The sequence below is a fragment of the Streptomyces sp. BI87 genome (assembly GCF_025957665.1).
Lineage (GTDB): Bacteria > Actinomycetota > Actinomycetes > Streptomycetales > Streptomycetaceae > Streptomyces > Streptomyces albidoflavus.
This window is the reverse complement of sequence record NZ_CP110079.1, coordinates 5,592,501-5,614,689: the sequence shown is the minus strand read 5'-3', so window position 1 is coordinate 5,614,689 and position 22,189 is coordinate 5,592,501. Positions and strand designations below refer to the sequence as shown.

Annotated in this window: 17 protein-coding genes and 2 rRNA genes (1 of these 19 running past the window's edge); 4 read left to right on the top strand and 15 right to left on the bottom strand. The window is 71.3% G+C overall.

Going from position 1 to position 22,189, the window contains the following annotated elements; translation table 11 throughout:
* Positions 1-96: 96 nt before the first annotated feature.
* The gene (locus tag OIM89_RS25025; protein WP_030699063.1) at positions 97-1,767 is read right to left on the bottom strand and encodes a CTP synthase; all 1,671 of its coding nucleotides are present in this window, start codon (positions 1,765-1,767) and stop codon (positions 97-99) included.
* A 573-nt stretch (positions 1,768-2,340) separates the two neighbouring features.
* On the opposite strand from OIM89_RS25025, the gene OIM89_RS25020 reads away from it, so the two are divergent.
* The gene (locus OIM89_RS25020) at positions 2,341-4,170 is read left to right on the top strand and encodes a glycoside hydrolase family 15 protein (protein ID WP_030699064.1); all 1,830 of its coding nucleotides are present in this window, start codon (positions 2,341-2,343) and stop codon (positions 4,168-4,170) included.
* Positions 4,171-4,243: 73 nt separating this feature from the next.
* Here OIM89_RS25020 and OIM89_RS25015 read toward each other — a convergent pair whose 3' ends face one another.
* Positions 4,244-4,615 (bottom strand): hypothetical protein, encoded by a 372-nt coding sequence (locus OIM89_RS25015; protein WP_217466619.1) that lies wholly within the window; start codon positions 4,613-4,615, stop codon positions 4,244-4,246.
* 331 nt (positions 4,616-4,946) lie between these two features.
* Here OIM89_RS25015 and OIM89_RS25010 point away from each other — a divergent pair, with 331 nt between their 5' ends.
* Positions 4,947-6,608: a PucR family transcriptional regulator gene (locus OIM89_RS25010; RefSeq protein ID WP_264491635.1), complete on the top strand. Its 1,662-nt coding sequence runs from the start codon at positions 4,947-4,949 to the stop codon at positions 6,606-6,608.
* Positions 6,609-6,769: 161 nt separating this feature from the next.
* On the opposite strand, the gene OIM89_RS25005 is transcribed toward OIM89_RS25010, so the two are convergent.
* The 8 genes from OIM89_RS25005 to OIM89_RS24970 form a co-directional block, all read right to left on the bottom strand.
* Complete coding sequence (locus tag OIM89_RS25005; protein ID WP_264491808.1) at positions 6,770-6,991, bottom strand: hypothetical protein; 222 nt, start codon at positions 6,989-6,991, stop codon at positions 6,770-6,772.
* Between the two features lie 83 nt (positions 6,992-7,074).
* Positions 7,075-8,124 carry a glycosyltransferase family 4 protein gene (locus OIM89_RS25000; RefSeq protein ID WP_372587989.1) on the bottom strand — a complete coding sequence of 350 codons (1,050 nt, stop codon included), beginning with the start codon at positions 8,122-8,124 and terminating at the stop codon, positions 7,075-7,077.
* Positions 8,125-8,365: 241 nt separating this feature from the next.
* The gene (locus OIM89_RS24995) at positions 8,366-8,917 is read right to left on the bottom strand and encodes a hypothetical protein (RefSeq protein WP_264491634.1); all 552 of its coding nucleotides are present in this window, start codon (positions 8,915-8,917) and stop codon (positions 8,366-8,368) included.
* A gap of 86 nt (positions 8,918-9,003) precedes the next feature.
* Positions 9,004-9,489, bottom strand: coding sequence for a GNAT family N-acetyltransferase (locus OIM89_RS24990; protein WP_030699068.1), 486 nt, complete (start codon positions 9,487-9,489; stop codon positions 9,004-9,006).
* Between the two features lie 117 nt (positions 9,490-9,606).
* Entirely contained in the window at positions 9,607-11,364 is a 1,758-nt protein-coding gene (gene recN, locus OIM89_RS24985; protein WP_030699069.1) for a DNA repair protein RecN, read from the bottom strand.
* A gap of 97 nt (positions 11,365-11,461) precedes the next feature.
* Positions 11,462-12,427 (bottom strand): NAD kinase, encoded by a 966-nt coding sequence (locus OIM89_RS24980; RefSeq protein ID WP_030699070.1) that lies wholly within the window; start codon positions 12,425-12,427, stop codon positions 11,462-11,464.
* Positions 12,424-13,239, bottom strand: a complete 816-nt coding sequence (locus OIM89_RS24975) for a TlyA family RNA methyltransferase (protein ID WP_030699071.1) — start codon at positions 13,237-13,239, stop codon at positions 12,424-12,426. The genes OIM89_RS24980 and OIM89_RS24975 overlap by 4 nt, the downstream gene beginning before the upstream one ends.
* 30 nt (positions 13,240-13,269) lie before the next feature.
* On the bottom strand, positions 13,270-13,614 hold the full coding sequence (locus tag OIM89_RS24970) for a hypothetical protein (protein ID WP_030699072.1): 345 nt from the start codon (positions 13,612-13,614) through the stop codon (positions 13,270-13,272).
* A 42-nt stretch (positions 13,615-13,656) separates the two neighbouring features.
* Between OIM89_RS24970 and OIM89_RS24965 the strand changes: the two genes are divergently transcribed.
* Positions 13,657-14,031 carry a sterol-binding protein gene (locus tag OIM89_RS24965; protein ID WP_175457770.1) on the top strand — a complete coding sequence of 125 codons (375 nt, stop codon included), beginning with the start codon at positions 13,657-13,659 and terminating at the stop codon, positions 14,029-14,031.
* 45 nt (positions 14,032-14,076) lie between these two features.
* Here the strand turns inward: OIM89_RS24965 and OIM89_RS24960 are convergent, their stop codons facing one another.
* Positions 14,077-15,105, bottom strand: coding sequence for an HAD hydrolase-like protein (locus OIM89_RS24960; protein WP_175457769.1), 1,029 nt, complete (start codon positions 15,103-15,105; stop codon positions 14,077-14,079).
* Between the two features lie 72 nt (positions 15,106-15,177).
* On the opposite strand from OIM89_RS24960, the gene OIM89_RS24955 reads away from it, so the two are divergent.
* Positions 15,178-16,449 (top strand): DUF1015 family protein, encoded by a 1,272-nt coding sequence (locus OIM89_RS24955; RefSeq protein WP_151169889.1) that lies wholly within the window; start codon positions 15,178-15,180, stop codon positions 16,447-16,449.
* 128 nt (positions 16,450-16,577) lie between these two features.
* Here the strand turns inward: OIM89_RS24955 and OIM89_RS24950 are convergent, their stop codons facing one another.
* The 4 genes from OIM89_RS24950 to OIM89_RS24935 form a co-directional block, all read right to left on the bottom strand.
* Positions 16,578-17,420 carry a tetratricopeptide repeat protein gene (locus OIM89_RS24950; RefSeq protein ID WP_195731186.1) on the bottom strand — a complete coding sequence of 281 codons (843 nt, stop codon included), beginning with the start codon at positions 17,418-17,420 and terminating at the stop codon, positions 16,578-16,580.
* Positions 17,402-18,598 (bottom strand): hypothetical protein, encoded by a 1,197-nt coding sequence (locus OIM89_RS24945; RefSeq protein ID WP_264491633.1) that lies wholly within the window; start codon positions 18,596-18,598, stop codon positions 17,402-17,404. Before OIM89_RS24945 ends, OIM89_RS24950 begins: the two co-directional genes overlap by 19 nt.
* A 257-nt stretch (positions 18,599-18,855) precedes the next feature.
* Positions 18,856-18,972 (bottom strand): 5S ribosomal RNA (rrf, locus tag OIM89_RS24940).
* A 135-nt stretch (positions 18,973-19,107) separates the two neighbouring features.
* A 23S ribosomal RNA gene (locus OIM89_RS24935) occupies positions 19,108-22,189 on the bottom strand (it continues 37 nt past the right edge of the window).

Here is a 22,189-nt window from a genome sequence, read left to right as displayed (position 1 = left end):
TCGTCCGGTCGGTCGGCGCGGTGGTGCGGCAGCGCGCCGGGGCACGGACCGCGTCGGTCCGTGCCCCGGCAACGTTAGCGCTCCCCCGCGGCGCGCCTACGCCTGCTCCGCAGCGCCCACCTTTCGGGCGACGGCGGCCTTGACCAGCCCGGCGAAGAGCGGGTGCGGCCGGGTCGGGCGGGAGCGCAGCTCCGGGTGGGCCTGGGTGGCGACCAGGTAGGGGTGGACCTCGCGCGGGTACTCGACGTACTCGACGAGCTTGCCGTCCGGGGAGAGGCCGGAGAACTGGAGCTGGGCCTTCTTCTCCAGCTCCGCGCGGTAGGCGTTGTTCACCTCGTAGCGGTGGCGGTGGCGCTCCTCGACGTACTCCTTGCCGTCGTACGCCTCGCGGACCAGGGAGCCCTCGGCGAGCTTCGCCGGGTACATGCCGAGCCGCATGGTGCCGCCCATGTCGCCCTCGCCGGCGACGATGTCGAGCTGCTCGGCCATGGTGGAGACGACCGGGTGGGCGGTGGCGGGGTCGAACTCGGTGGAGTTGGCGTCGGTGATGCCGGCCAGGTTCCGGGCGGCCTCGATGACGATGCACTGGAGGCCCAGGCAGAGGCCGAGCAGCGGGATGCCCTGCTCGCGGGCGTAGGCGATGGCGCCGACCTTGCCGTTGACGCCGCGGTCGCCGAAACCGCCGGGGATGCAGATGGCGTCGGCGTCACCGAGGTGCTCGCGGGCGCCGGCCTCGGTGCGGCAGTCGTCGGAGGTGACCCACTTGACCTTGACGCGGGCCCGGTTGGCGAAGCCGCCGGCGCGCAGCGCCTCGGTCACCGAGAGGTAGGCGTCGGGAAGGTCGATGTACTTGCCGACCAGGGCGACGGTGACCTCGTGGTCGGGGTTGTGGACGCGGTCCAGCAGGTCGTCCCAGGTGGACCAGTCCACGTCGCGGAAGGGCAGGTCGAGCTTGCGGACGACGTAGGCGTCCAGGCCCTCGGTGTGCAGCACCTTCGGGATGTCGTAGATCGACTTGGCGTCGACGCACGCCACCACGGCGTTGTCGTCGACGTCGCACATGAGGGAGACCTTGCGCTTGATCGAGGCCGGGACCTCGCGGTCGGCGCGGAGCACGATCGCGTCGGGCTGGATGCCGATGTTGCGCAGGGCGGCGACCGAGTGCTGGGTCGGCTTGGTCTTCAGCTCGCCGGAGGGGCCGATGTAGGGCAGCAGCGAGATGTGCACGACGAAGACGTTGTCGCGGCCGACCTCGTGGCGGACCTGGCGGACGGTCTCCAGGAAGGGCAGCGACTCGATGTCGCCGACGGTGCCGCCGACCTCGGTGATGACCACGTCGACGTCGTCGGTGGCCATCCGCCGGATGCGGTGCTTGATCTCGTTGGTGATGTGCGGGATGACCTGCACGGTGTCGCCCAGGTACTCGCCGCGCCGCTCCTTGGCGATGACGGTGGAGTAGACCTGGCCGGTGGTGACGTTGGCCGAGCCGTCGAGGTCGACGTCGAGGAACCGCTCGTAGTGGCCGATGTCCAGGTCGGTCTCGGCGCCGTCGTTGGTGACGAAGACCTCGCCGTGCTGGAACGGGTTCATCGTTCCGGGGTCGACGTTCAGGTAGGGGTCGAGCTTCTGCATCGTGACCCGCAGACCCCGCGCCTTGAGCAGCGCACCCAGGCTGGAGGCGGTCAGGCCCTTGCCAAGCGAGGAGGCGACACCCCCGGTGACGAAGATGTGCTTGGTCGTCGAGGATGTCGAGGATCGAGTTGGCATGGCCAAGAGGGGGCTCCCGTGGTCGCGAGTCGAACGTGCTTCAGGCGTCGGGTCCGCGGGGGTTACCCGGGTGCCGTCGCTGCGGTTGCGGGGGTCTCGGATCGTCCGGAGATGCCCACCGTCTCCACGGGCTACCAGCGTAACAGCGACCGGGGGAGACTTCTTCCGGCCACCCTTGGTCACCTTCCGCGACCGTGGGTGAGGCGTTCCGGAGGGCTCGACTCCACCTACGGACGGTGACGGGCAGCCGTCCGGGAACGACTTCCTACCGGTCCTGACGATGGGGGCGCGCACACGGGGCAAGCCGGGTTACCGTCGTCGGAACGGCTCATTCCTCGATCACTCGTACGGAGTTCCCGGGTTGTCCCGTCCGGCGGGCGGATCTTGGGTGTGCGTCGTATCCTGCTCGGACATTCGCCGCCGAGCAGAGTCGGGCGCGTGGCGCCCCACAAGGGTGGTGGCGGGCCGACAGGGTGGGACGGCACACGGTATGACCAGGTCCGTCGCCCGCTGAAGACAGCTCGGCACCAGCCCTTTTGACCGCAGATCAAGCGTCCCCGCCGAGGGGGCGACATGGCCGTTCGACTGGAGATGCACGTGGCCGGGCGCATCGAGGACTACGCACTCATCGGAGACATGCAGACCGCCGCCCTGGTCTGCCGGGACGGCACAGTCGACTGGCTGTGCCTGCCCCGCTTCGACTCCCCGGCGATCTTCGCCGGGCTGCTCGGCACCGAGGAGCACGGCTTCTGGAGACTGGGCCCCGCCCACTCCGACGAGGAGGAGCCCCCCACCGCCGTACGGCGCCGCTATCGCGGAGACTCCCTGGTCCTGGAGTCGGAGTGGGAGACAACGCGCGGTTCCGTCCGCGTGACCGATTTCATGCCCCCGCGCGACGGCGCCCCGCAGTTGGTGCGCATCGTGGAGGGGCTCAGCGGCCGCGTCGAGATGCGGTCGGCCCTGCGCATGCGCTTCTCGTACGGCCGGGTCGTGCCGTGGGTGCACCGGGTCGGTGAGCGCCTGGTGGCGGTCGCGGGGCCGGACTCCGTGTGGTTCGACTCCACCGCCGAGACGCACGGCGAGGACCTGACGACCTACTCCGACTTCACCGTCTCCCCCGGTGAGCGGGTCGCCTTCACCATCTCCTGGGAGCCCTCGCACCACAGCCCGCCGGCCGTCCCGGAGCCCGAGGTGGCGCTGGCCAACACCGAGGAGTTCTGGCGCGACTGGGTCGCCCAGTGCACCTACCACGGGCCGTACCGCGAGGCGGTGATCCGCTCCCTGATCACCCTGAAGGCGCTCACGTACGCCCCGACCGGCGGCATCGTCGCCGCGCCGACCACCTCGCTCCCCGAGGACATCGGCGGCGTCCGCAACTGGGACTACCGCTTCACCTGGCTGCGCGACGCGGCCATCACCCTCTCCTCGCTGCTGCGCACCGGTTACCGCGACGAGGCCCGCGCCTGGCGCGAGTGGCTGCTGCGCGCGGTCGCCGGCGACCCGGAGAACCTCCAGATCATGTACGGCATCGCGGGCGAGCGGGAGCTCGGCGAGTCGGAACTGGACTGGCTGCCCGGCTACGAGGACTCGCGCCCGGTCCGGGTCGGCAACGGCGCCGCCGACCAGCTCCAGCTGGACGTCTACGGCGAGGTCACCGAGGCCCTGCACCTGGCCCACATGACGGGGCTGGCCCGCAACGACTACGCCTCGCTGCTCCAGCTCAAGCTGATCCGCTATCTGGAGACGCACTGGCAGGAGCCGGACGAGGGCATCTGGGAGGTGCGCGGCCCGCGCCGCCACTTCGTCCACTCCAAGGTGATGGCCTGGGTCGCCGTCGACCGCACCATCCGCCTCATCGAGGCGGGCGACGCCGACGGCCCGCTGGAGCAGTGGCGCGAGCTGCGCGACGACATCCACCGGGACGTCTGCGAGAAGGGGTACGACCCCGAGCGGAACACCTTCACCCAGTCCTACGGCTCCCAGGAGCTGGACGCCTCCCTGCTGCTGATCCCGCAGGTCGGCTTCCTTCCGCCGGACGACAAGCGGGTCATCGGCACCATCGAGGCCATCCAGCGCGAGCTGTCCACCCCGGACGGCTTCGTGCTGCGCTACCCGACCAGCGCGGGCGAGGACCCGAGCCTGGACGGGCTGGCCGGCGAGGAGGGCGCCTTCCTGGCCTGCTCCTTCTGGCTCGCCGACGACCTGGCGATGATCGGCCGGGTGGACGAGGCCCGCAAGCTCTTCGAGAAGCTCCTCGGCCTCCGCAACGACCTCGGCCTCCTCGCCGAGGAGTGGGACCCGATCCGCCAGCGCCAGGTGGGCAACTTCCCGCAGGCCTTCTCCCACGTCCCCCTCATCGACACCGCCCTGCGCCTGACGGCCTCGGGCGCGTACGGGGGCTGACCCGGACCCTGCTCCGGCCCGCCGCCCCGGCCGTACCTCTCGTGGTGCGACCGGGGCGGTGGCAGGTCCGGGGCTACCGCGCGGCCGGGTCGCGCAGCCAGCGCCCCAGCACGGCGAAGTCGGCGGCGATGAGGCCGGTGACCGGGTCGACACGGTGCAGCGGAGCCGGGCCCCGGTGGTGGCGGGCGACCCAGGCCCGGTCCAGGCCGGTGATCACCTCGTTGGCGTCGGCCGTCCAGGCCGTGGCCCCGTACGGGGAGCAGGGCAGCGCCAGCAGCCGGGGGCCGTGCGCCCGGTCGGCCTCGGCCGGCGGCGGGTTGCCGGCGTGCTGCCAGGCGGCCCACTCCTCCAGGTCTGCGGGAGGGCGGGTCCGGCCGTAGGGGAGAAGGGTGCCGTCGACATCCAGGAACAGGAGCGCCAGCGGGAGCGCTGCGGAGGCGGACACGGGCGGAGCGTACGGGGGCGGCGGGAGCCGGAGGAGGGGTTTCGGGGGGGTGAGCGGCCCCCGGACGCCTCACGGGCCGTTCCCCAGGTACACCTGCGGGTGAATCCGGCATGGGCGTGAGCCCGTCGATGTGCCCGGCGTGCACCCGGCGCCCTCGATCTGACGGGTCCGCAGGCCCGCCCCGCGTGTGGCGCACGTCACTCCGCCGTGCGACGGAAGCCGTCCGGCGCGCTGACTCCCCTCCCCGGAGCCGGAGTCGCGGGCCGCCGGAGTGCCGTCCGGGGAGGGGCGGGGCCGCGTTCCGGCCCGGCGGGCAGTAGCGTCCGCGTTCATGGAGAACCAGGGCGGAATCACCGTGCGCCGAGCGCTGGAACTGCCGGGGCTGCGCGGCGGCCTCCCCGAGGTGCTGACCGGCGAGGACCAGCTCGACCGGCCGGTGCGGTGGGTGCACGCCGGTGAGGCGCCGAACCTGCCCGCGCTCCTCAAGGGCGGCGAACTGCTGCTCACCACCGGCCTCGGCATCGGGGCCCGCCCCGCCGACCAGCGGGCCTTCGTCCGCAGACTGGCCGAGCGGGGCATCGCCGCCCTCGTGGTCGAACTGGGGCCCCGGTTCCCGCAGCTGCCCGCCGCCCTGGTCGACACCGCCCGGGCGGCCGGGCTGCCGCTGATCCAGCTCCACCGCGAGGTGCCCTTCGTGACCGTGACCGAGCAGGTGCACACGGAGCTGGTCAACAGCCACTACGCCCTGCTCCGGCAGGTCGAGGAGGTCGACCGGCGCTGCACCCGCGCCCTCCTGGACGGCGGCGGCGTCCCGCGGGTGCTGCGCACCCTCGCCGAGTTCGCCGCCGAGCCGGTCTTCCTGGAGACCGCCGACGGCCGCCTCCTCTACACGGCGGCCCCGCCCGGCGACGACCGACCGGACCCGCTCCAGGTCTGGGAAGGGCTGCGGTCCGGCCGGACCGCCGACCGGGACCGGACCCCGTCGGGCGCGGTCGTGGTGGACGTACCGGGAGGGTCGACGGCGCCGGGGACCACCGGCTCGGTCCGTGCCCGGCTCGTCCTCCTGCCGGTGTCCGGCCGGCTGCTGCCGGTCCACCGGCTCGCCGCCGAGCGGGCCTCCGGCATCCTCGCGGTCGTCCTCATGCAGGCCCGGCAGGAGGAGGAACTGGCCGCCCGGGGGCGCGGGGACTTCCTCCACGACCTGGCCGAGGGCCGGATCGCGCCCGAGGACGCGCCCGCCCAGGCCCGGGTCCTGGGGTTCCGGCCGGGCGAGGGGCCGATGCTGCCGGTCGTGATGCGGCTCGCCGACCCCCCGGAGGGGCTCACTCCGGGCGGCGGCTGGGCGGCCCTGGTCCGGGCCGTCGCCGAGGAACTCGCCGCCGTGGGCGTGCCCGCGCTGCTCGGCGTACGTCCCGTCGAGGGGCGGGTTCCGGTCCTGGCAGGGCTGCGCACCGAGGCCGAACGCACCGCCGTGGCGGGCCGCGTCGCCGCCGCGCTGCGGGCCGGGCTGGAGCGGACGGGCCTCGCCGCCTCCCCGGCCGAGGGCGCGGCGGGGCGCCTGGGCCCGGTCGTGGTGGTGGGCGGGGCGGGTGGCTGGGCCGCCGCGGCGGCCGGGCTGCGGCACGCGGCGCAGACGGCGACGGCGGCGCAGGGGCTGCCGGACCAGCCCTGGTACGACGCGCGGCGGCTCGACATCGACCTGCTGCTGTGGCGGCTGCGCGACCACCCCGACCTCGGGGCCTTCGTGGACCGCGCCCTCGGCCCGCTCCTCGACCACGACCGCCGGGCGAAGCCGCCGCTCCTGCCGACCCTCACCGCCTACCTGGCGCACGCGGGCCGCAAGGCGGAGACCGCCCGCGAACTCCACCTCAACCGCCAGACCCTCTACAACCGCCTGGCCCGCATCGCCGAACTCCTCGGCACCGACCTCGACGACCCGCACACCGTCCTCGCCCTCAGCCTCGCCCTGCGCGCCCGCCGCCACGTGGGGTGAGGCGGCGCGAGGCGAAGGTTCACGGACCCTGCTCCCACGTCCCGGCCGCCTTCATCCGCGCGAAAGCGGTCGGGCCTGCGGAAGGCCGGCGGAGGAACGCCGCGATCTCCCGAGCGCGCCCCTGCGGGCTCCGGTCACCGCTGTCGACCACGACGTCGTCGTCACCGTGGGCGTGGACACGTGAGGGTGCGGGGCGATCGCCCGGCCGGCTCGGCAGAGGAGGACCGTCCGCCGCCATCCCGGCGACCGCCCGCTGAAACCCCCTCCACGGACGCCTGGGTACGCCCTCCAACCGGTCCGGCCCCATCGCGGGCGGCCGACCTCATGGCGTAAAACACGTCGGCCGACATGACGAACCACGGGGCGTCGAGGAGGCGGACCAGCTCCCCGGCGATGCTCGACTTCCCGGCACTCGACGTGCCGTTTCAGGAAGACGATGCGCCCCCGGGCCTCCCCCGGACCGGGCTCAGAGGCCGGCACCCGGGGAGGTCAGTTCGTCGTAGACGCTCAGCACCTGGGCGACCATGGCGTCCTCGGTCGGCCAGCTCGCCGCCTGCCGCAGGCCGCGCCGGGCCAGCGCGCGCCGCGCGGGGGCGTCGTCGAGCAGCCGGAGCACGGTCGCGGCGAGGGCGACGGGGTCGCCGTACGGCACCAGCGCCGCCCCGTCGCCGACCAGTTCGGGGATGCCGCCGACCCGGCTGGCGACCAGCGGCACCCCGGCCGCCAGGGCCTGCTGCGCCAGGACCGAGCGCGCCTCCCAGCGGCTCGGCAGCACCGCGAGGTCGGCGGCGGCGATCAACTCGGCGGCGTCCTCCCGCCTGCCGAGGAGGCGTACGGGCAACTCCTCCGCCCAGATCCGCGCCTGGAGGCCGCTCCGCTCGGGCCCCTCCCCCGCGACCACCAGGAGCGGCGGCGTCTCGGCCCGGGCCCACTCCCGCGCGGCGTCGAGGAGGGTGCCGTACCCCCGGTGCCGCTCCAGGGAGCCGACGGCCACGAGCAGGGGCCGGCCCACGGCGCCCAGTTCGGCCCGCGTCTTGTTCCGCCGCGCCTCCGCGTCGGCCGGGGCCGCGCCCGGGCCGGCCGGTGGTGCGGGGAACGCGGTGGGCGCGTAACGGGCGTCGCGCGCCCCTCGCCGGCGCGCCCTCAGCACCAGGTCCGAAGAGGGCGCCAGCACCACGGAGGCGGCCCTGGCCACGCGTTTCTCCAGCAACCGAAGAAGCGGGGCCCGGGCCCCCTCGGCGTACGCCCGCGTGTGCCAGGTGACGACCAGCGGGGTCCGCAGCCCGCCGAGGGCGAGAGCGGCGCGCATACCGGCGTGCAGCCCGTGCGCGTGCACCAGGTCCGCGTCGGCGCACGCCCCGCGCAACGAGGCCAGCGCCGCGGGGTCGCTGCTGCGCGCGACGGGGATGTGGTGGGCGCCGGCGGCCCCGAAGTCCTGGAGCCGGTCGACGGCGGGCGGCGCGCACACCGCCACCCGCACGCCGCGCGCCGTCAGCCCCGCCGCGAGCGAACGCACCTGCGCGCTACTGCCCGCACTGCCCCCGCCGAGCACCTGAACGGTGCGCAGCGGCTGCTGTCCGAGGGCTGACGACTGGCTGCTCACGTGGCCGGTACTCCCGCTTCGGCGGATGGGGGACGCGTGCGGTCCTGGCGTCCCACACCCCGTCAAGAATGCCAGCCCGTACGGGTGTTCCGGCACCGGAAACCGGACGGCGCCCGTCCGGACAGCGCGGTGACGCGAGCATGCCGTACCGAGATCACCCGCACGGGGGAACGCCCAGCGCATCCACCGAGGTCCCGGCCAGGGTCCCGGGGAGAGCCCCGACGAGGCTCAGCAGCTCTCGCCGGCCTTGACCGCGGAGAACGTCACCTTCGTGTCCACCGGACACGTACCGGGACCGGGCTCCTGCGAGCACACCGTCCACCGTCCAGTTCCGGTCCATCACCTGGAGCCGCCCGAGTCCCGACGCGTCCTGGTCGTCCAGCAGGAAGAAGCCCGCCGCCTGCGCATGGTCCTGGGCGAACTGCAAGTTCTCCCCCACCATGCCCGGCAGCTCCCCGTCCTCCTTCTCCTCCTGCGGCTGTCCCTCGACCTCCTCGACGGCCTTCTCCGCCCCCTTGTCCTCCTGAGCCTCGCCGGGGGCGTCCTCGGCAGGCTCCTCCTCCTCCGCCGAGGGCGACGCCACCGCCTCCGGCCCGGCGACCGGCGCCTTCTCCTCCTCGCCGACGACCGCCCCGAGCACACCGAGGCCCACGAGCACCGCCAGCGCGATCCCCGCTCCCTTGCCGAACGTGATCTTCTTCTTCACGATCCCCCCTGGGACACCTGCTGCGGCTCATCGCGTACCGCATGGCACGAACAACCGCGCATTCGCAGGAAAACCCCGAACCCCTGTCACCCCCACCGCTTGACCATCACCCGCTCCCTGCTCACCCCGTCCCCCAACAGCTCCCCCAGCTCCCCCGAGGCGACGAACCCGTGCCGCAGGTACAAGGCGACCGCCGCCTCGTTCCCCGGCACGACAGCCAGCTTCAGCGCCCGCGCTCCCGCCCGCCGGGCCCACGCCTCGACCGCCCCCGTCAGCAGATCCCCCACGCCCTGCCCCCGCACCCGAGGGCTGACCCACACCGACCTCAGCTCGTACCTGCCGTCCGCTCCGGGCATCCCGGCGGCCATGCCGACGGAGGAGCCGTCCCGCACGGCGACGAGGTTGTGGGCGCCCGGCATCGTCAGACGGGCCCGCCACCGGTCCTCCCCGCCGTGGTACCAGTCCGCCAGGCGCGCCTTGAAGGCCTGCGGGGCCTCGCTCAGCGCGGCCAGCCGGGTCTGCCGCCACACCGGCCAGTCGTCCTCCGACGCGAGAACCCGCAGCTCCACCATGGACCGAGTCTGGCCCGGCGCCCCGCCTGCGGTCCAGCACGGCGAAGGGCCCGGACCTCCCCGTGGGAGGTCCGGGCCCTCACGAACCGGTACGACGCGAACGACGCGGCCCAGGGCCTACAGCCGGTCCTCGCCGTGCGCCGCCGCCAGCAGTTCCTCCGCGTGCGCCCGCGCCGACTCCGAGTCCTCCTGACCGGCCAGCATCCGGGAGAGTTCCCGGACCCGCTCCTCGCCCTCCAGCACCTTGACGCCGCTGCGGGTGACCGAGCCGTCGTTGGTCTTCTCCACCAGCAGCTGCCGGTCGGCGAAGGCCGCGACCTGCGGCAGGTGGGTGACGACCACGACCTGCGCCGACCGGGCGAGCCGGGCGAGCCTGCGCCCCACCTCGACCGCCGCCTTGCCGCCGACCCCGGCGTCGACCTCGTCGAAGAGGTAGGTGGGCACCGGGTCCGACCCGGCGAAGACCACCTCGACCGCGAGCATCACCCGGGACAGCTCACCGCCGGAGGCGCCCTTGGCGATGGGCCTCGGCGGGGCGCCCGGGTGCGGGGCGAGCAGCAGCTCGACCTCGTCCACGCCGGTCGGGCCGTAGGCCAGGAAGCGGCCGTCCACCTCGATGCCGTCGCCGTCCGGGGCCACCTCGGTGTCCCGGATGTCGAAGCTGACCCGGGCGTGCGGCATGGCGAGGGAGGCCAGTTCGGTGGTGACGTCCTCGGCGAACCGCTGGGCGGAGTCGCGGCGGGCCTGGGTCAGCCGCTGGGCCAGCGCGCCCAGTTCGGCCCGGACCGCGTCGCGCTCGGCGGTCAGCTCGGTGATCCGGTCGTCGTCGTTGTCCAGCTCGGCGAGGCGGGCGGCGCTCTGCTCGGCCCAGGCCAGTACGGCGTCGATGTCCTCGCCGTACTTCCTGGTCAGCTGGGTGAGCGCGGCCCGGCGCTCCTCGACGGCGGCGAGGCGGAGCGGGTCGGCGTCCAGGTCGTCGGCGTACCCGGCCAGTTCCCCGGCGACATCACCGAGGAGGATCGCCACCTCGCCGAGCCGGTCGGCCAGGGCCGCGAGCCGCGGATCGTGGGCCCGTACCGCCTCCAGAGCCCGCTGCGCCCCCGAGACGAGGGTGGTCGCGTCGGCACTCTCCAGGTCCTCAGGGTTGCCGGCCAGGGCGGTGTGCCCGGTGGCCGCGGCGGCGGCCAGGGCTTCGGCGTGGCCCAGCCGCTCGGCCTCGGCGGCCAGTTCGGCGTCCTCGCCGGGGAGCGGCTCCACCGCGGAGATCTCCTCCAGGCCGAACCGCAGCAGGTCCGCCTCCTGGGCCCGTTCCCGGGCCCGCGTGGTGATCTCGTCCAGCTCGGCGACGACCGTCCGCAGCCGCCGGTACGCCTCGCCGTAGGCGGCCAGCGACACGGAGACCGCCTCGCCCGCGTACCGGTCCAGCGCCTGGCGCTGACGCCCCGGCTTCAGCAGGCCCTGCTGGTCGGTCTGGCCGTGCACCGCCACCAGCTCGTCGGCGAGTTCGGCGAGCAGCCCGACCGGCACCGACCGCCCGCCGAGGTGGGCGCGCGAACGCCCCTCGGCGGAGACGGTTCGGCTGATCAGCAACGCGCCGTCGTCCAGCTCGGCACCCGCCTCCTCGGCGCGCGTGAGCACCGGAGCGTCCGGGGGCAGCGCGAGCCGCCCCTCGACCACCGCGGACTTGGCGCCGATGCGGACGAGGGCCGCGTCGGCGCGTCCTCCCAGCAGCAGCCCCAGACTCGTGACGACCATGGTCTTGCCCGCGCCGGTCTCGCCGGTCACGGCGGTGAACCCGGGCGACAACTCGACGACGGCGTCGTCGATGACCCCGAGCGACCGTATCCGCATCTCCTCCAACACGCTCACGACCATACGAGGTTTCCGCGGCCCCGTGCGACGCCGCCCCCGCCCGCGCGCCTCCCGGGCCGCCCCCGAAGGCTCCGCGAGCGACCCCCGAGGAGGCACGGACTCAGCGCGGCGCGCCCCGCCAGCCGGACACCGGAAGAGCGAACTTCGCCACCAACCGGTCGGTGAACGAGGCGTGGTGCAGCCTGGCCAGCCGCACCGGGACCGCCCCGCGCCGGACCTCGACCCGGGCGCCGGGCGGCAGCTCCACCGTGCGGCGGCCGTCGCACCACAGCACGCCGTGCGGGGTGTTGTGCTGCACCTCGACGGCGAGCACCGATTCGGGTGACGTCACGAGCGGCTTGGCGAACAGGGCGTGGGCGCTGATCGGCACCATCAGCAGCGCCTCCACCTCCGGCCACACCACGGGCCCGCCGGCCGAGAAGGCGTACGCCGTCGAACCGGTGGGGGTGGCGCAGACGATGCCGTCGCAGCCGAAGCCGGTGACGGGACGGCCGTCGATCTCCAGGACCACTTCGAGGATGCGCTCGGGCGACACCTTCTGGACGGCGGCCTCGTTCAGCGCCCAGTCGGTGTGGACGACGCTGCCGTTGTTGTGCACGGCCACATCGATCGTCATCCGCTCCTCCACCTCGTAGGAACGGCTCACCACCCGGTCGACCACGCGGTCGAGGTCGTCCCGCTCGGCCTCGGCGAGGAAGCCGACCCGGCCGAGGTTGACGCCGAGCATGGGCACCCCGGAGGCGCGGGCGAACTCGGCGCCGCGCAGCAGGGTCCCGTCCCCGCCGAGCACGATCAGCAGCTCGCAGCCGTCCAGCGCCGCGGGCGTCGCCTCGTCGATGAGCTTCACCTCGGGCGGCAGCGGCAGGTCGGCCGCCTCCGCGCGCAGCACACGCACGCCCAGACCGGACCGGAGCAGGCCCTGGACCACCAGCTCGGCGCTGCGGATGGCCGCCGGGCGGCCGGTGTGCGCGAGGAGGAAGACCGTGCGTTCCTCCCCGGCCCCCGGCCCGCCCGGCCCGGCCGGCTCTTCGGCGCCCCCTCTTCCCGCCGTGTCCTCCTCGGTCACCTCGGCCCCTCCCTCACTGCGCGGTCGACATCTGCCGGATCGAGCGCGGGCGCCCCGGCCCGCAGCCACAGAAAGTACTCGACGTTCCCGGACGGACCGGGCAACGGGCTGGCGGTCACGCCGAGCACCCCGAGCCCGAGCTCGGCGGCGTGCCCGGCGACGGTACGCACCGCCTCCGCCCGCAACTGGGTGCTGCGCACGACGCCACCACTGCCCAGCCGCTCCCTACCCACCTCGAACTGCGGCTTCACCATCAGCACGAGATCGGCGTCGGGACGGGTGCAGGCGACGAGGGCCGGCAGGACGAGGCCGAGCGGGATGAACGACAGATCCCCGACGACCAGGTCGACCGGCTCCCCGTCGATGGCGTCCAGGGTCAGCTCGCGCACGTTGGTGCGGTCCTTGACCACCACCCGGTCGTCGCTCTGCAAGGACCAGGCCAGCTGCCCGTACCCCACGTCCACGGCCACCACCTGCGCGGCGCCCGCCCGCAGCAGCACATCGGTGAACCCACCGGTGGACGCCCCCGCGTCCAGCGCCCGGCGCCCCCGCACGGCGAGGCCACGGGGCACGAACGCCTCCAGGGCGCCGGCCAGCTTGTGCCCGCCCCGGGACACGTAGTCGGGGTCCTGCTCGTCGGCGGCGACCACGACCGCCGCCGAGGTCGCGACCTGGGTGGCGGGCTTCGTCGCGGTGGCACCCCCGACGGTCACCCGCCCGGCAGCGATCAGCTGGCTGGCGTGCTCACGGGAACGCGCGAGTTTACGGCGCACCAGCTCGGCGTCGAGGCGGCGACGGGCCACTCCTGCCACGGTCGGTTCAGCTCCTGAGGTCGTACGGAATCAGTGGGCGCGGCCCGCGGGGCCGTCAGGCCGGGCGGGCGGGGGCGCCGAGGGCCCCGGGGGTGCGTCGAGCGCGTCCAGCGCCGCCCGCAGTCCCTGGTGTACATCCTCGTACACGGTGAGGTGACCGTCGGTCGCGAGGTGGTCCACGTCGCCCAGCCGCCCCAGCGCCGCGTCCACCTGCGGCTCCCCGGTCTCCTCCCGCACCAGCCCCAGCGGCGCGGGCCCGCCCGGCGCTGGCACCGCGTCCGCGGGCGCGCCGGGGGTCTCGCCGGGCGGGCCGGCTTCCTGTCCGGCGAGGCCGCCGGCGTGCGGTGGCCCGTACTCGTCCGTGCCGTCGTCCATGCCCCGACGCTACCGCGTCACCCTGCGGTAACGTCAGCGCCGATGGCAACGACGCAAGAGTGCCGTGCGGCACTGGACAGGCTCTCCGAGCAGCTGGCGGCCGCCCCTCGCGAGGTCCGCTCCGCCGCGGCCCTCGACCGCTCGGTGAGCTGCCACCTCAAGGACCTCGACGTCACGTTCGCGGGCCGGCTCCGCTCCGGCGGCATCGAGGTGACCGACACCCTGGCCGGACCCCACCCGGGCCCCGGCCGCTCCGACACCCATCGGCAGAAGGCGGCCATCCGGCTGACCATGACCAGCGACGACCTGGTCGCCCTGGTCGCCGGCGAACTGAACTTCGCCCACGCCTGGGCCACCCGCCGCCTCACCCTCGACGCCAGCTTCCGCGACCTTCTGACCCTCCGCAAACTCCTCTGACCTCCCGGACGAGGCGGCACGGCTCCCGCCCCGGCCCGCGGGCCCTCACCACCCGAGCCGCGCCAGCGCCTTTCCCGTGTCCCGCTCGAAGCGCCCGGCCCCCGCCGCACTCCAGGCAGCCCCGCAGAGCGCCCTCAGCCCGTCCAGAGGTTCCCCGTCCCCCTCGACGAGGAGTTCGCCACCTGCGACCCGCGCGTGCACGCCGCCGCACCGGAATCCCGCGCCGTCCGCCTCCACGACCGGCTGCCCGGTCAGCAGTCCCCGCAGATCCGCGTCGACGTACGTCGGCCGGTGCTCCGGCGGGGCCGCGAGCAACTCGGCCGGGCCGGTGACCCCGGTCAGCACCAGCAGCGAGTCCACGCCTCCGTTGAAGGCGCCCTCGATGTCCGTGTCCAGCCGGTCACCCACGACCAGCGGCCGGTCCGCGCCCGTCCGCAGCACCGTCTCGCGGTGCATGGGCGGCAACGGCTTGCCCGCCACCTGCGGGGTGGCACCGGTCGCGATCCTCACCACCTCGACGGCGGCCCCGTTACCCGGGGCGATGCCCCGCCCGCTGGGGATGGTCAGGTCGGTGTTCGAGGCGAACCACGGCACACCCCGCGCCACGGCGTACGCGGCCTCCGCCAACCGCCCCCACGGCATTCCCGGGCCCCCGTACCCCTGCGCGACCGCCGCCGGCTCGTCGTCCGCCGACTCGACCGGCACCAGCCCGCGCTCGCGCAGGGCGACCCGCAGCCCCTCCCCGCCGACGACCAGGACCCGGGCGCCCCGCGGTACCTGCTCGGCGATGAGGCGCGCCACCGCCTGCGCGGAGTTGATGACCTCCCCGGCCTCGGTCGGGATGCCGAGGTCGCTGAGGTGCTGGGCGACCGTCTCCGGAGTGCGGAGGGCGTTGTTGGTCACGTAGGCGAGCTTCATCCCGGTCTCCCTGGCCGCCGCCAGGGAGACGACAGCGTGGGCGATGGCGTCGCCGCCCGCGTACACCACCCCGTCGAGGTCCAGGAGGGCCGTGTCGTACTGCTCGCTCAGGGGCCGTGCGGCACCCAGTGGTGCTGTACGGGGGGTGTCGCTCATCGCGCGTGTGCTCCTTCGTCCTCGGTTCCCCCCGATCATCGCGCATGCCGACGAGGCGCATAACATGCACCAATGACCACTGCCGGGCCCACCCCCCACGGACTGCACCTGGAACCGTTCCAGGGCACCCGCTACCGCCTGGACCGGGTGGACAGCCTCGCAGCGGTGACCTCACCCCCGTACGACGTCGTGGTCCGCCCGGACGGTCTCCTCCACCTCGAGTCGGCCGACCCCCACAACATCGTCCGGCTGATCCTTCCGCAGGGCGACACCCGCGAGGGCGCCGACCGTCGCGCCGCCGACACGCTCGCGGCATGGCTGGCCTCGGGCATCCTCACCCAGGACGACAAGCCCGCCCTGTACGTCTACGAGCAGCGCAAGGGCGAACTCCTCCAGCGGGGTGTCATCGGCAGCCTCCTCCTGTCGCCTCCGGCGGAGGGAGTCGTCCTTCCGCACGAGGACGTCATGCCGCACATCGTCGAGGAACGCGCGGCACTCCTCCGGGCTACCGCCGCCAACCTGGAGCCCTTGCTGCTGAGTTACCGGAGCGAGCCCGGCTCCAGCGGTACCGGAGACGTCATCGACCGGACCGTCCAGCTTCCCCCTCTCCTCACGACGACCACGGAGGACGGCTTCTGCCATCGCCTGTGGTCGGTCACGGACCCCATGGAGATCGCCGCCGTCCAGGTGGACCTGGGTGGGCACCAGGCACTGATCGCCGACGGCCACCACCGCTGGGCGACCTCACTGCGTATTCGTGCGGAGCACCCGTCCCCCAGCCCGTGGGACTACGGACTGGTCCTGCTGGTCGACACCGCACGCCACCCTCTTCAGGTGCGCGCCATCCACCGCCTTCTGCATCACCTCTCTCCTGCGTCCGCGCTCTCGGCGCTCGCCGGCTCCTTCCGCGTCCGCCGTGTCGAGGGCTCCTTGGCGGCGGCCATGGAGGCCCTCTCGACGGCGTCGGCCGAGGGCACCGCGTTCGTCGTCGCCGGGGACGGCTTCCATCTGATCGACCGGCCGGACCCTGACCTCCTCGACCGGACCGTGCCCGGCGACCGACCGGAGCTCTGGCGCACCCTCGACGCGACCGTGCTGCATTCCACGCTCATCGACCACCTGTGGCAGATCCCGGACTCGTCCCAGCACATCGCCTACATCCACGACACCGAAGCCGCCGTCGAGCAGGCGGAACGCAACGGGGGGACAGCGGTGCTGATGCATCCGGTGCAGGAGGAAGTGGTCCGCGACCTGGCCAGGCAGGGCGTGATGATGCCTCGCAAGTCCACTTCCTTCGGCCCGAAACCCGCCACAGGTCTCGTCTTCCGCACCCTCCTTCCTTAGCCGTAGACCCGACCTCTCACCGACGGTGCGCATCCTTCCCGTCACAGACTGTGTATATGCCGAACGGGCGGGACTCCTTCCGGAGTTCCCGCCCGTCCGACTTTTCCTTCGATCTTTCCCGTCCGGGATCAGCCCTGGTCAGAGCCGTTCTCGCGCGATTCGCCGGCCTCGGCCGGGCCGGAGGACTCGCCCGTCTCCACGTCCGTGCTCTCGGCTTCGGCACGGGGCGCCTTGTCACCGTCGGTGTCCGTGTCGGAGTCGGAGTCGGAGTCAGCGGTGCCGAGCTCGGCGGCGGCGATGCTCTCCGTCCCCTCGGCCTCGTCGGCCTCCTCGGAGTCGTCGAGCGCGTCCACGAACTCCACGCCGTCCAGTTCCGCGAGGCGGTCGGAGGCATCCGTGGCGCCGTCCTTGTCGGACTCGGCGGCCTTGGCGAACCACTCGCGCGCCTCTTCCTCACGGCCGGCGGCGAGCAGAGCGTCCGCGTACGCGTACCGCAGTCGGGCCGTCCACGGCTGCACCGAGTTGGAGGCCAGCTCAGGACTCTGGAGCGTCACGATCGCGGCGTCCAGCTGGTCCATGTCCCGCCGGGCGCCGGCGGCGACCAGGCGCATCTCGACCTGGCCCGCCTTGTCGAGGCGGCGCACCTCGGGCTCGCCGGCCATCGCCAGCGCCCGCTCGGGGCGGCCCATGCCGCGCTCGCAGTCGGCCATGACCGGCCACAGGTCGGCGCTGCCCGTCATACGGCGGGCCGCACGGAACTCGGCAAGTGCCTCGGAGTACTTCTGGTTGGCGTACGCGGCGAACCCAGCGGCCTCCCGCACGGCAGCGACACGCGACGCGAGCCGCAGGGCGATCCGGGAGTAGGCGTACGCCTCCTCGGGCTCCTCGTCGATGAGGCGCGCGACCATCACGAGGTTGCGGGCGACATCGTCGGCGAGGGTCTTCGGCAGGCTCAGCAGTTCCTGCCGCACGTCCTTGTCGATCTCTTCGCCCGTGACGTCCTCGGGAATCGGCAGCCGCTTGATCGGCTCACGCTCACGGTCGTCGTCGCGGCCACGGTAGCCACCGCTGCGGTCGTCGCGACCCCGGTATCCGCCACGGTTGTCCCGGTCGTCGCGCCGGAAGCCGGGGCGCCCACCGTCACGGTCGCCGCGTCCCTGGTACCCGCCGCCACGCCGGTCGCCGCCGCGGTCGTCGCGCCGGAAGCCCCCACGGTCGCCGTCCCGGCGGTCGTCCCGACGGAACCCGCCACGGTCGTCGCCACGTCGGTCGCCGCCGCGGTCGTCACGGCGGAAACCACCGCGCTCGCCACGGTCACGGTCGTCCCTGCGGAAGCCGGGGCGGTCACCGCCACGGTCATCGCGGCGGAACCCACCGCGCTCGCCGTCGCGTCGGTCGTCGCGGCGGAAGGCCGGGCGGTCACCGCCTCGGTCGTCACGGCGGAATCCACCGCGCTCGCCACGGTCACGGTCGTCCCGGCGCGGGCCGTCGTTACGGTCATCCCGCCGGAACGGAGGACGCCCACCACGGTCATCCCGGTCATCACGGCGGAACCCACCACGGTCCTGGCCCCGGTCGTCGCGACGGAAGCCACCGCGATCGTCACGACGGTCGTCCCTGCGGAACCCGCCACGATCGCCACCGCGGTCATCACGGCGGTCGTTGTCACGCCGGAAACCGCCCCGGTCGCCGCCACGGTCATCACGACGGAAGCCACCGCGATCGTCGCCATGTCGGTCGTCGCGACGGAACCCGCCTCGGTCACCGTCCCGGCGGTCGTCACGTCGGTCATCGCGGCGGAACCCACCACGGTCGTCACGCCGGTCGTCGCGGCGGAAGGCCGGGCGGTCACCGCCTCGGTCGTCACGGCGGAAACCACCGCGCTCGCCACGGTCACGGTCGTCCCGGCGCGGGGCGTCGTTACGGTCATCCCGCCGGAACGGAGGACGCCCACCACGGTCGTCGCGTCGGTCGTCGCGACGGAACCCACCACGGTCGCCACCGCGGTCATCGCGGCGGTCATTGTCACGCCGGAATCCCCCGCGGTCGTCGCCACGTCGGTCGTCACGGCGGAATCCGCCACGGTCGCCGTCTCGGCGGTCGTCGCGGCGGTCGTTGTCGCGCCGGAAACCGCCTCGGTCCCCGCCACGGTCGTCACGCCTGCCCGAGCCGGCGCGGTCGTTGTCGCGACGCGGCCCGCCGCGGTAACCGCCCCGGTCGCCGCCTCCTTGCCGACGCTGGTCGCGCTCCGGCCGGTCGTCGGAAGAGTTGGTGGACATCCGTGACTCCTGTCTTCGGTACCGCAAGTCATTCTCGCGCAACCAGTGTTCTGGCGCGCTTCGGGAAAACAAAAAAGGACCTGTGGTCCCCAGCATGAACGCTGGGGACCACAGGTCCTCAAAGATTGTTCGGCGGCGTCCTACTCTCCCACAGGGTCCCCCCTGCAGTACCATCGGCGCTGTAAGGCTTAGCTTCCGGGTTCGGAATGTAACCGGGCGTTTCCCTCACGCTATGACCACCGAAACCCTTTCAGATTCCTCGCCGAGGCGAGGAACGAACAGGGCAGCGAACAAGCACACTATTCAATTGAGTAGTGCAGCTGTTCAGCCGGCACAACTGTTCGTTACCTGAGAACAAACACAGTGGACGCGAGCAACTGAGGACAAGCCCTCGGCCTATTAGTACCGGTCAACTCCACCCCTTACAGGGCTTCCATATCCGGCCTATCAACCCAGTCGTCTACTGGGAGCCTTACCCTCTCAAGGAGGTGGGAATACTCATCTCGAAGCAGGCTTCCCGCTTAGATGCTTTCAGCGGTTATCCCTCCCGAACGTAGCCAACCAGCCATGCCCTTGGCAGAACAACTGGCACACCAGAGGTTCGTCCGTCCCGGTCCTCTCGTACTAGGGACAGCCCTTCTCAATATTCCTACGCGCACAGCGGATAGGGACCGAACTGTCTCACGACGTTCTAAACCCAGCTCGCGTACCGCTTTAATGGGCGAACAGCCCAACCCTTGGGACCGACTCCAGCCCCAGGATGCGACGAGCCGACATCGAGGTGCCAAACCATCCCGTCGATATGGACTCTTGGGGAAGATCAGCCTGTTATCCCCGGGGTACCTTTTATCCGTTGAGCGACGGCGCTTCCACAAGCCACCGCCGGATCACTAGTCCCGACTTTCGTCCCTGCTCGACCCGTCGGTCTCACAGTCAAGCTCCCTTGTGCACTTACACTCAACACCTGATTACCAACCAGGCTGAGGGAACCTTTGGGCGCCTCCGTTACTCTTTAGGAGGCAACCGCCCCAGTTAAACTACCCATCAGACACTGTCCCTGATCCGGATCACGGACCCAGGTTAGACATCCAGCACGACCAGAGTGGTATTTCAACGACGACTCCACACACACTGGCGTGCATGCTTCACAGTCTCCCACCTATCCTACACAAGCCGAACCGAACACCAATATCAAACTGTAGTAAAGGTCCCGGGGTCTTTCCGTCCTGCTGCGCGAAACGAGCATCTTTACTCGTAATGCAATTTCACCGGGCCTATGGTTGAGACAGTCGAGAAGTCGTTACGCCATTCGTGCAGGTCGGAACTTACCCGACAAGGAATTTCGCTACCTTAGGATGGTTATAGTTACCACCGCCGTTTACTGGCGCTTAAGTTCTCAGCTTCGCCACACCGAAATGTGACTAACCGGTCCCCTTAACGTTCCAGCACCGGGCAGGCGTCAGTCCGTATACATCGCCTTACGGCTTCGCACGGACCTGTGTTTTTAGTAAACAGTCGCTTCTCGCTGGTCTCTGCGGCCACACCCAGCTCACCGAGTAGATCGGATCACCAGACATGGCCCCCCTTCTCCCGAAGTTACGGGGGCATTTTGCCGAGTTCCTTAACCATAGTTCACCCGAACGCCTCGGTATTCTCTACCTGACCACCTGAGTCGGTTTAGGGTACGGGCCGCCATGAAACTCGCTAGAGGCTTTTCTCGACAGCATAGGATCATCCACTTCACCACAATCGGCTCGGCATCAGGTCTCAGACTATTGCCAGGCGGATTTACCTACCTGACGTCCTACACCCTTACCCCGGGACAACCACCGCCCGGGATGGACTACCTTCCTGCGTCACCCCATCACTCACCTACTACCAGCTCGGGCCACCGGCTCCACCACTTTCCATTCCCCGAAGGGTCCGGAACGGCTTCACGGGCTTAGCATCACTGGATTCAATGTTTGACGCTTCACAGCGGGTACCGGAATATCAACCGGTTATCCATCGACTACGCCTGTCGGCCTCGCCTTAGGTCCCGACTTACCCTGGGCAGATCAGCTTGACCCAGGAACCCTTAGTCAATCGGCGCACACGTTTCTCACGTGTGAATCGCTACTCATGCCTGCATTCTCACTCGTGAACCGTCCACAACTCGCTTCCACGGCTGCTTCACCCGGCACACGACGCTCCCCTACCCATCACAGCCTCTGTTGGGAGTATTGCTGCAATGACACGACTTCGGCGGTACGCTTGAGCCCCGCTACATTGTCGGCGCGGAATCACTAGACCAGTGAGCTATTACGCACTCTTTCAAGGGTGGCTGCTTCTAAGCCAACCTCCTGGTTGTCTCTGCGACTCCACATCCTTTCCCACTTAGCGTACGCTTAGGGGCCTTAGTCGATGCTCTGGGCTGTTTCCCTCTCGACCATGGAGCTTATCCCCCACAGTCTCACTGCCGCGCTCTCACTTACCGGCATTCGGAGTTTGGCTAAGGTCAGTAACCCGGTAGGGCCCATCGCCTATCCAGTGCTCTACCTCCGGCAAGAAACACACGACGCTGCACCTAAATGCATTTCGGGGAGAACCAGCTATCACGGAGTTTGATTGGCCTTTCACCCCTAACCACAGGTCATCCCCCAGGTTTTCAACCCTGGTGGGTTCGGTCCTCCACGACCTCTTACAGCCGCTTCAACCTGCCCATGGCTAGATCACTCCGCTTCGGGTCTAGAGCGTGCAACTCAAACGCCCTCTTCGGACTCGCTTTCGCTACGGCTTCCCCACACGGGTTAACCTCGCTACACACCGCTAACTCGCAGGCTCATTCTTCAAAAGGCACGCAGTCACGACGCACCGAGCAAGCTCGATGCGCGACGCTCCCACGGCTTGTAGGCACACGGTTTCAGGTACTATTTCACTCCGCTCCCGCGGTACTTTTCACCATTCCCTCACGGTACTATCCGCTATCGGTCACCAGGGAATATTTAGGCTTAGCGGGTGGTCCCGCCAGATTCACACGGGATTTCTCGGGCCCCGTGCTACTTGGGTGTCTCTCAAACGAGCCGCTGATGTTTCGACTACGGGGGTCTTACCCTCTACGCCGGACCTTTCGCATGTCCTTCGCCTACATCAACGGTTTCTGACTCGTCCCACGGACAGACCGTAGAAGAGAGATCCCACAACCCCGCATGCGCAACCCCTGCCGGGTATCACACACATACGGTTTGGCCTCATCCAGTTTCGCTCGCCACTACTCCCGGAATCACGGTTGTTTTCTCTTCCTGCGGGTACTGAGATGTTTCACTTCCCCGCGTTCCCTCCACACTGCCTATGAGTTCAGCAGCGGGTGACAGCCCATGACGACTGCCGGGTTTCCCCATTCGGAAACCCCCGGATCAAAGCCTGGTTGACGACTCCCCGGGGACTATCGTGGCCTCCCACGTCCTTCATCGGTTCCTGGT

Bases quoted from the DNA above. Each gene is read 5' to 3' on its own strand.
- OIM89_RS25025 (WP_030699063.1), bottom strand. From the start codon at position 1,767: ATGCCAACTCGATCCTCGACATCCTCGACGACCAAGCACATCTTCGTC.
- recN (WP_030699069.1), bottom strand. From the start codon at position 11,364: ATGGTCGTGAGCGTGTTGGAGGAGATGCGGATACGGTCGCTCGGGGTC.
- OIM89_RS24955 (WP_151169889.1), top strand. From the start codon at position 15,178: ATGACCACTGCCGGGCCCACCCCCCACGGACTGCACCTGGAACCGTTC.
- OIM89_RS24970 (WP_030699072.1), bottom strand. From the start codon at position 13,614: ATGGACGACGGCACGGACGAGTACGGGCCACCGCACGCCGGCGGCCTC.
- OIM89_RS25020 (WP_030699064.1), top strand. From the start codon at position 2,341: ATGGCCGTTCGACTGGAGATGCACGTGGCCGGGCGCATCGAGGACTAC.
- OIM89_RS24965 (WP_175457770.1), top strand. From the start codon at position 13,657: ATGGCAACGACGCAAGAGTGCCGTGCGGCACTGGACAGGCTCTCCGAG.
- OIM89_RS24990 (WP_030699068.1), bottom strand. From the start codon at position 9,489: ATGGTGGAGCTGCGGGTTCTCGCGTCGGAGGACGACTGGCCGGTGTGG.
- OIM89_RS25010 (WP_264491635.1), top strand. From the start codon at position 4,947: ATGGAGAACCAGGGCGGAATCACCGTGCGCCGAGCGCTGGAACTGCCG.
- OIM89_RS24960 (WP_175457769.1), bottom strand. From the start codon at position 15,105: ATGAGCGACACCCCCCGTACAGCACCACTGGGTGCCGCACGGCCCCTG.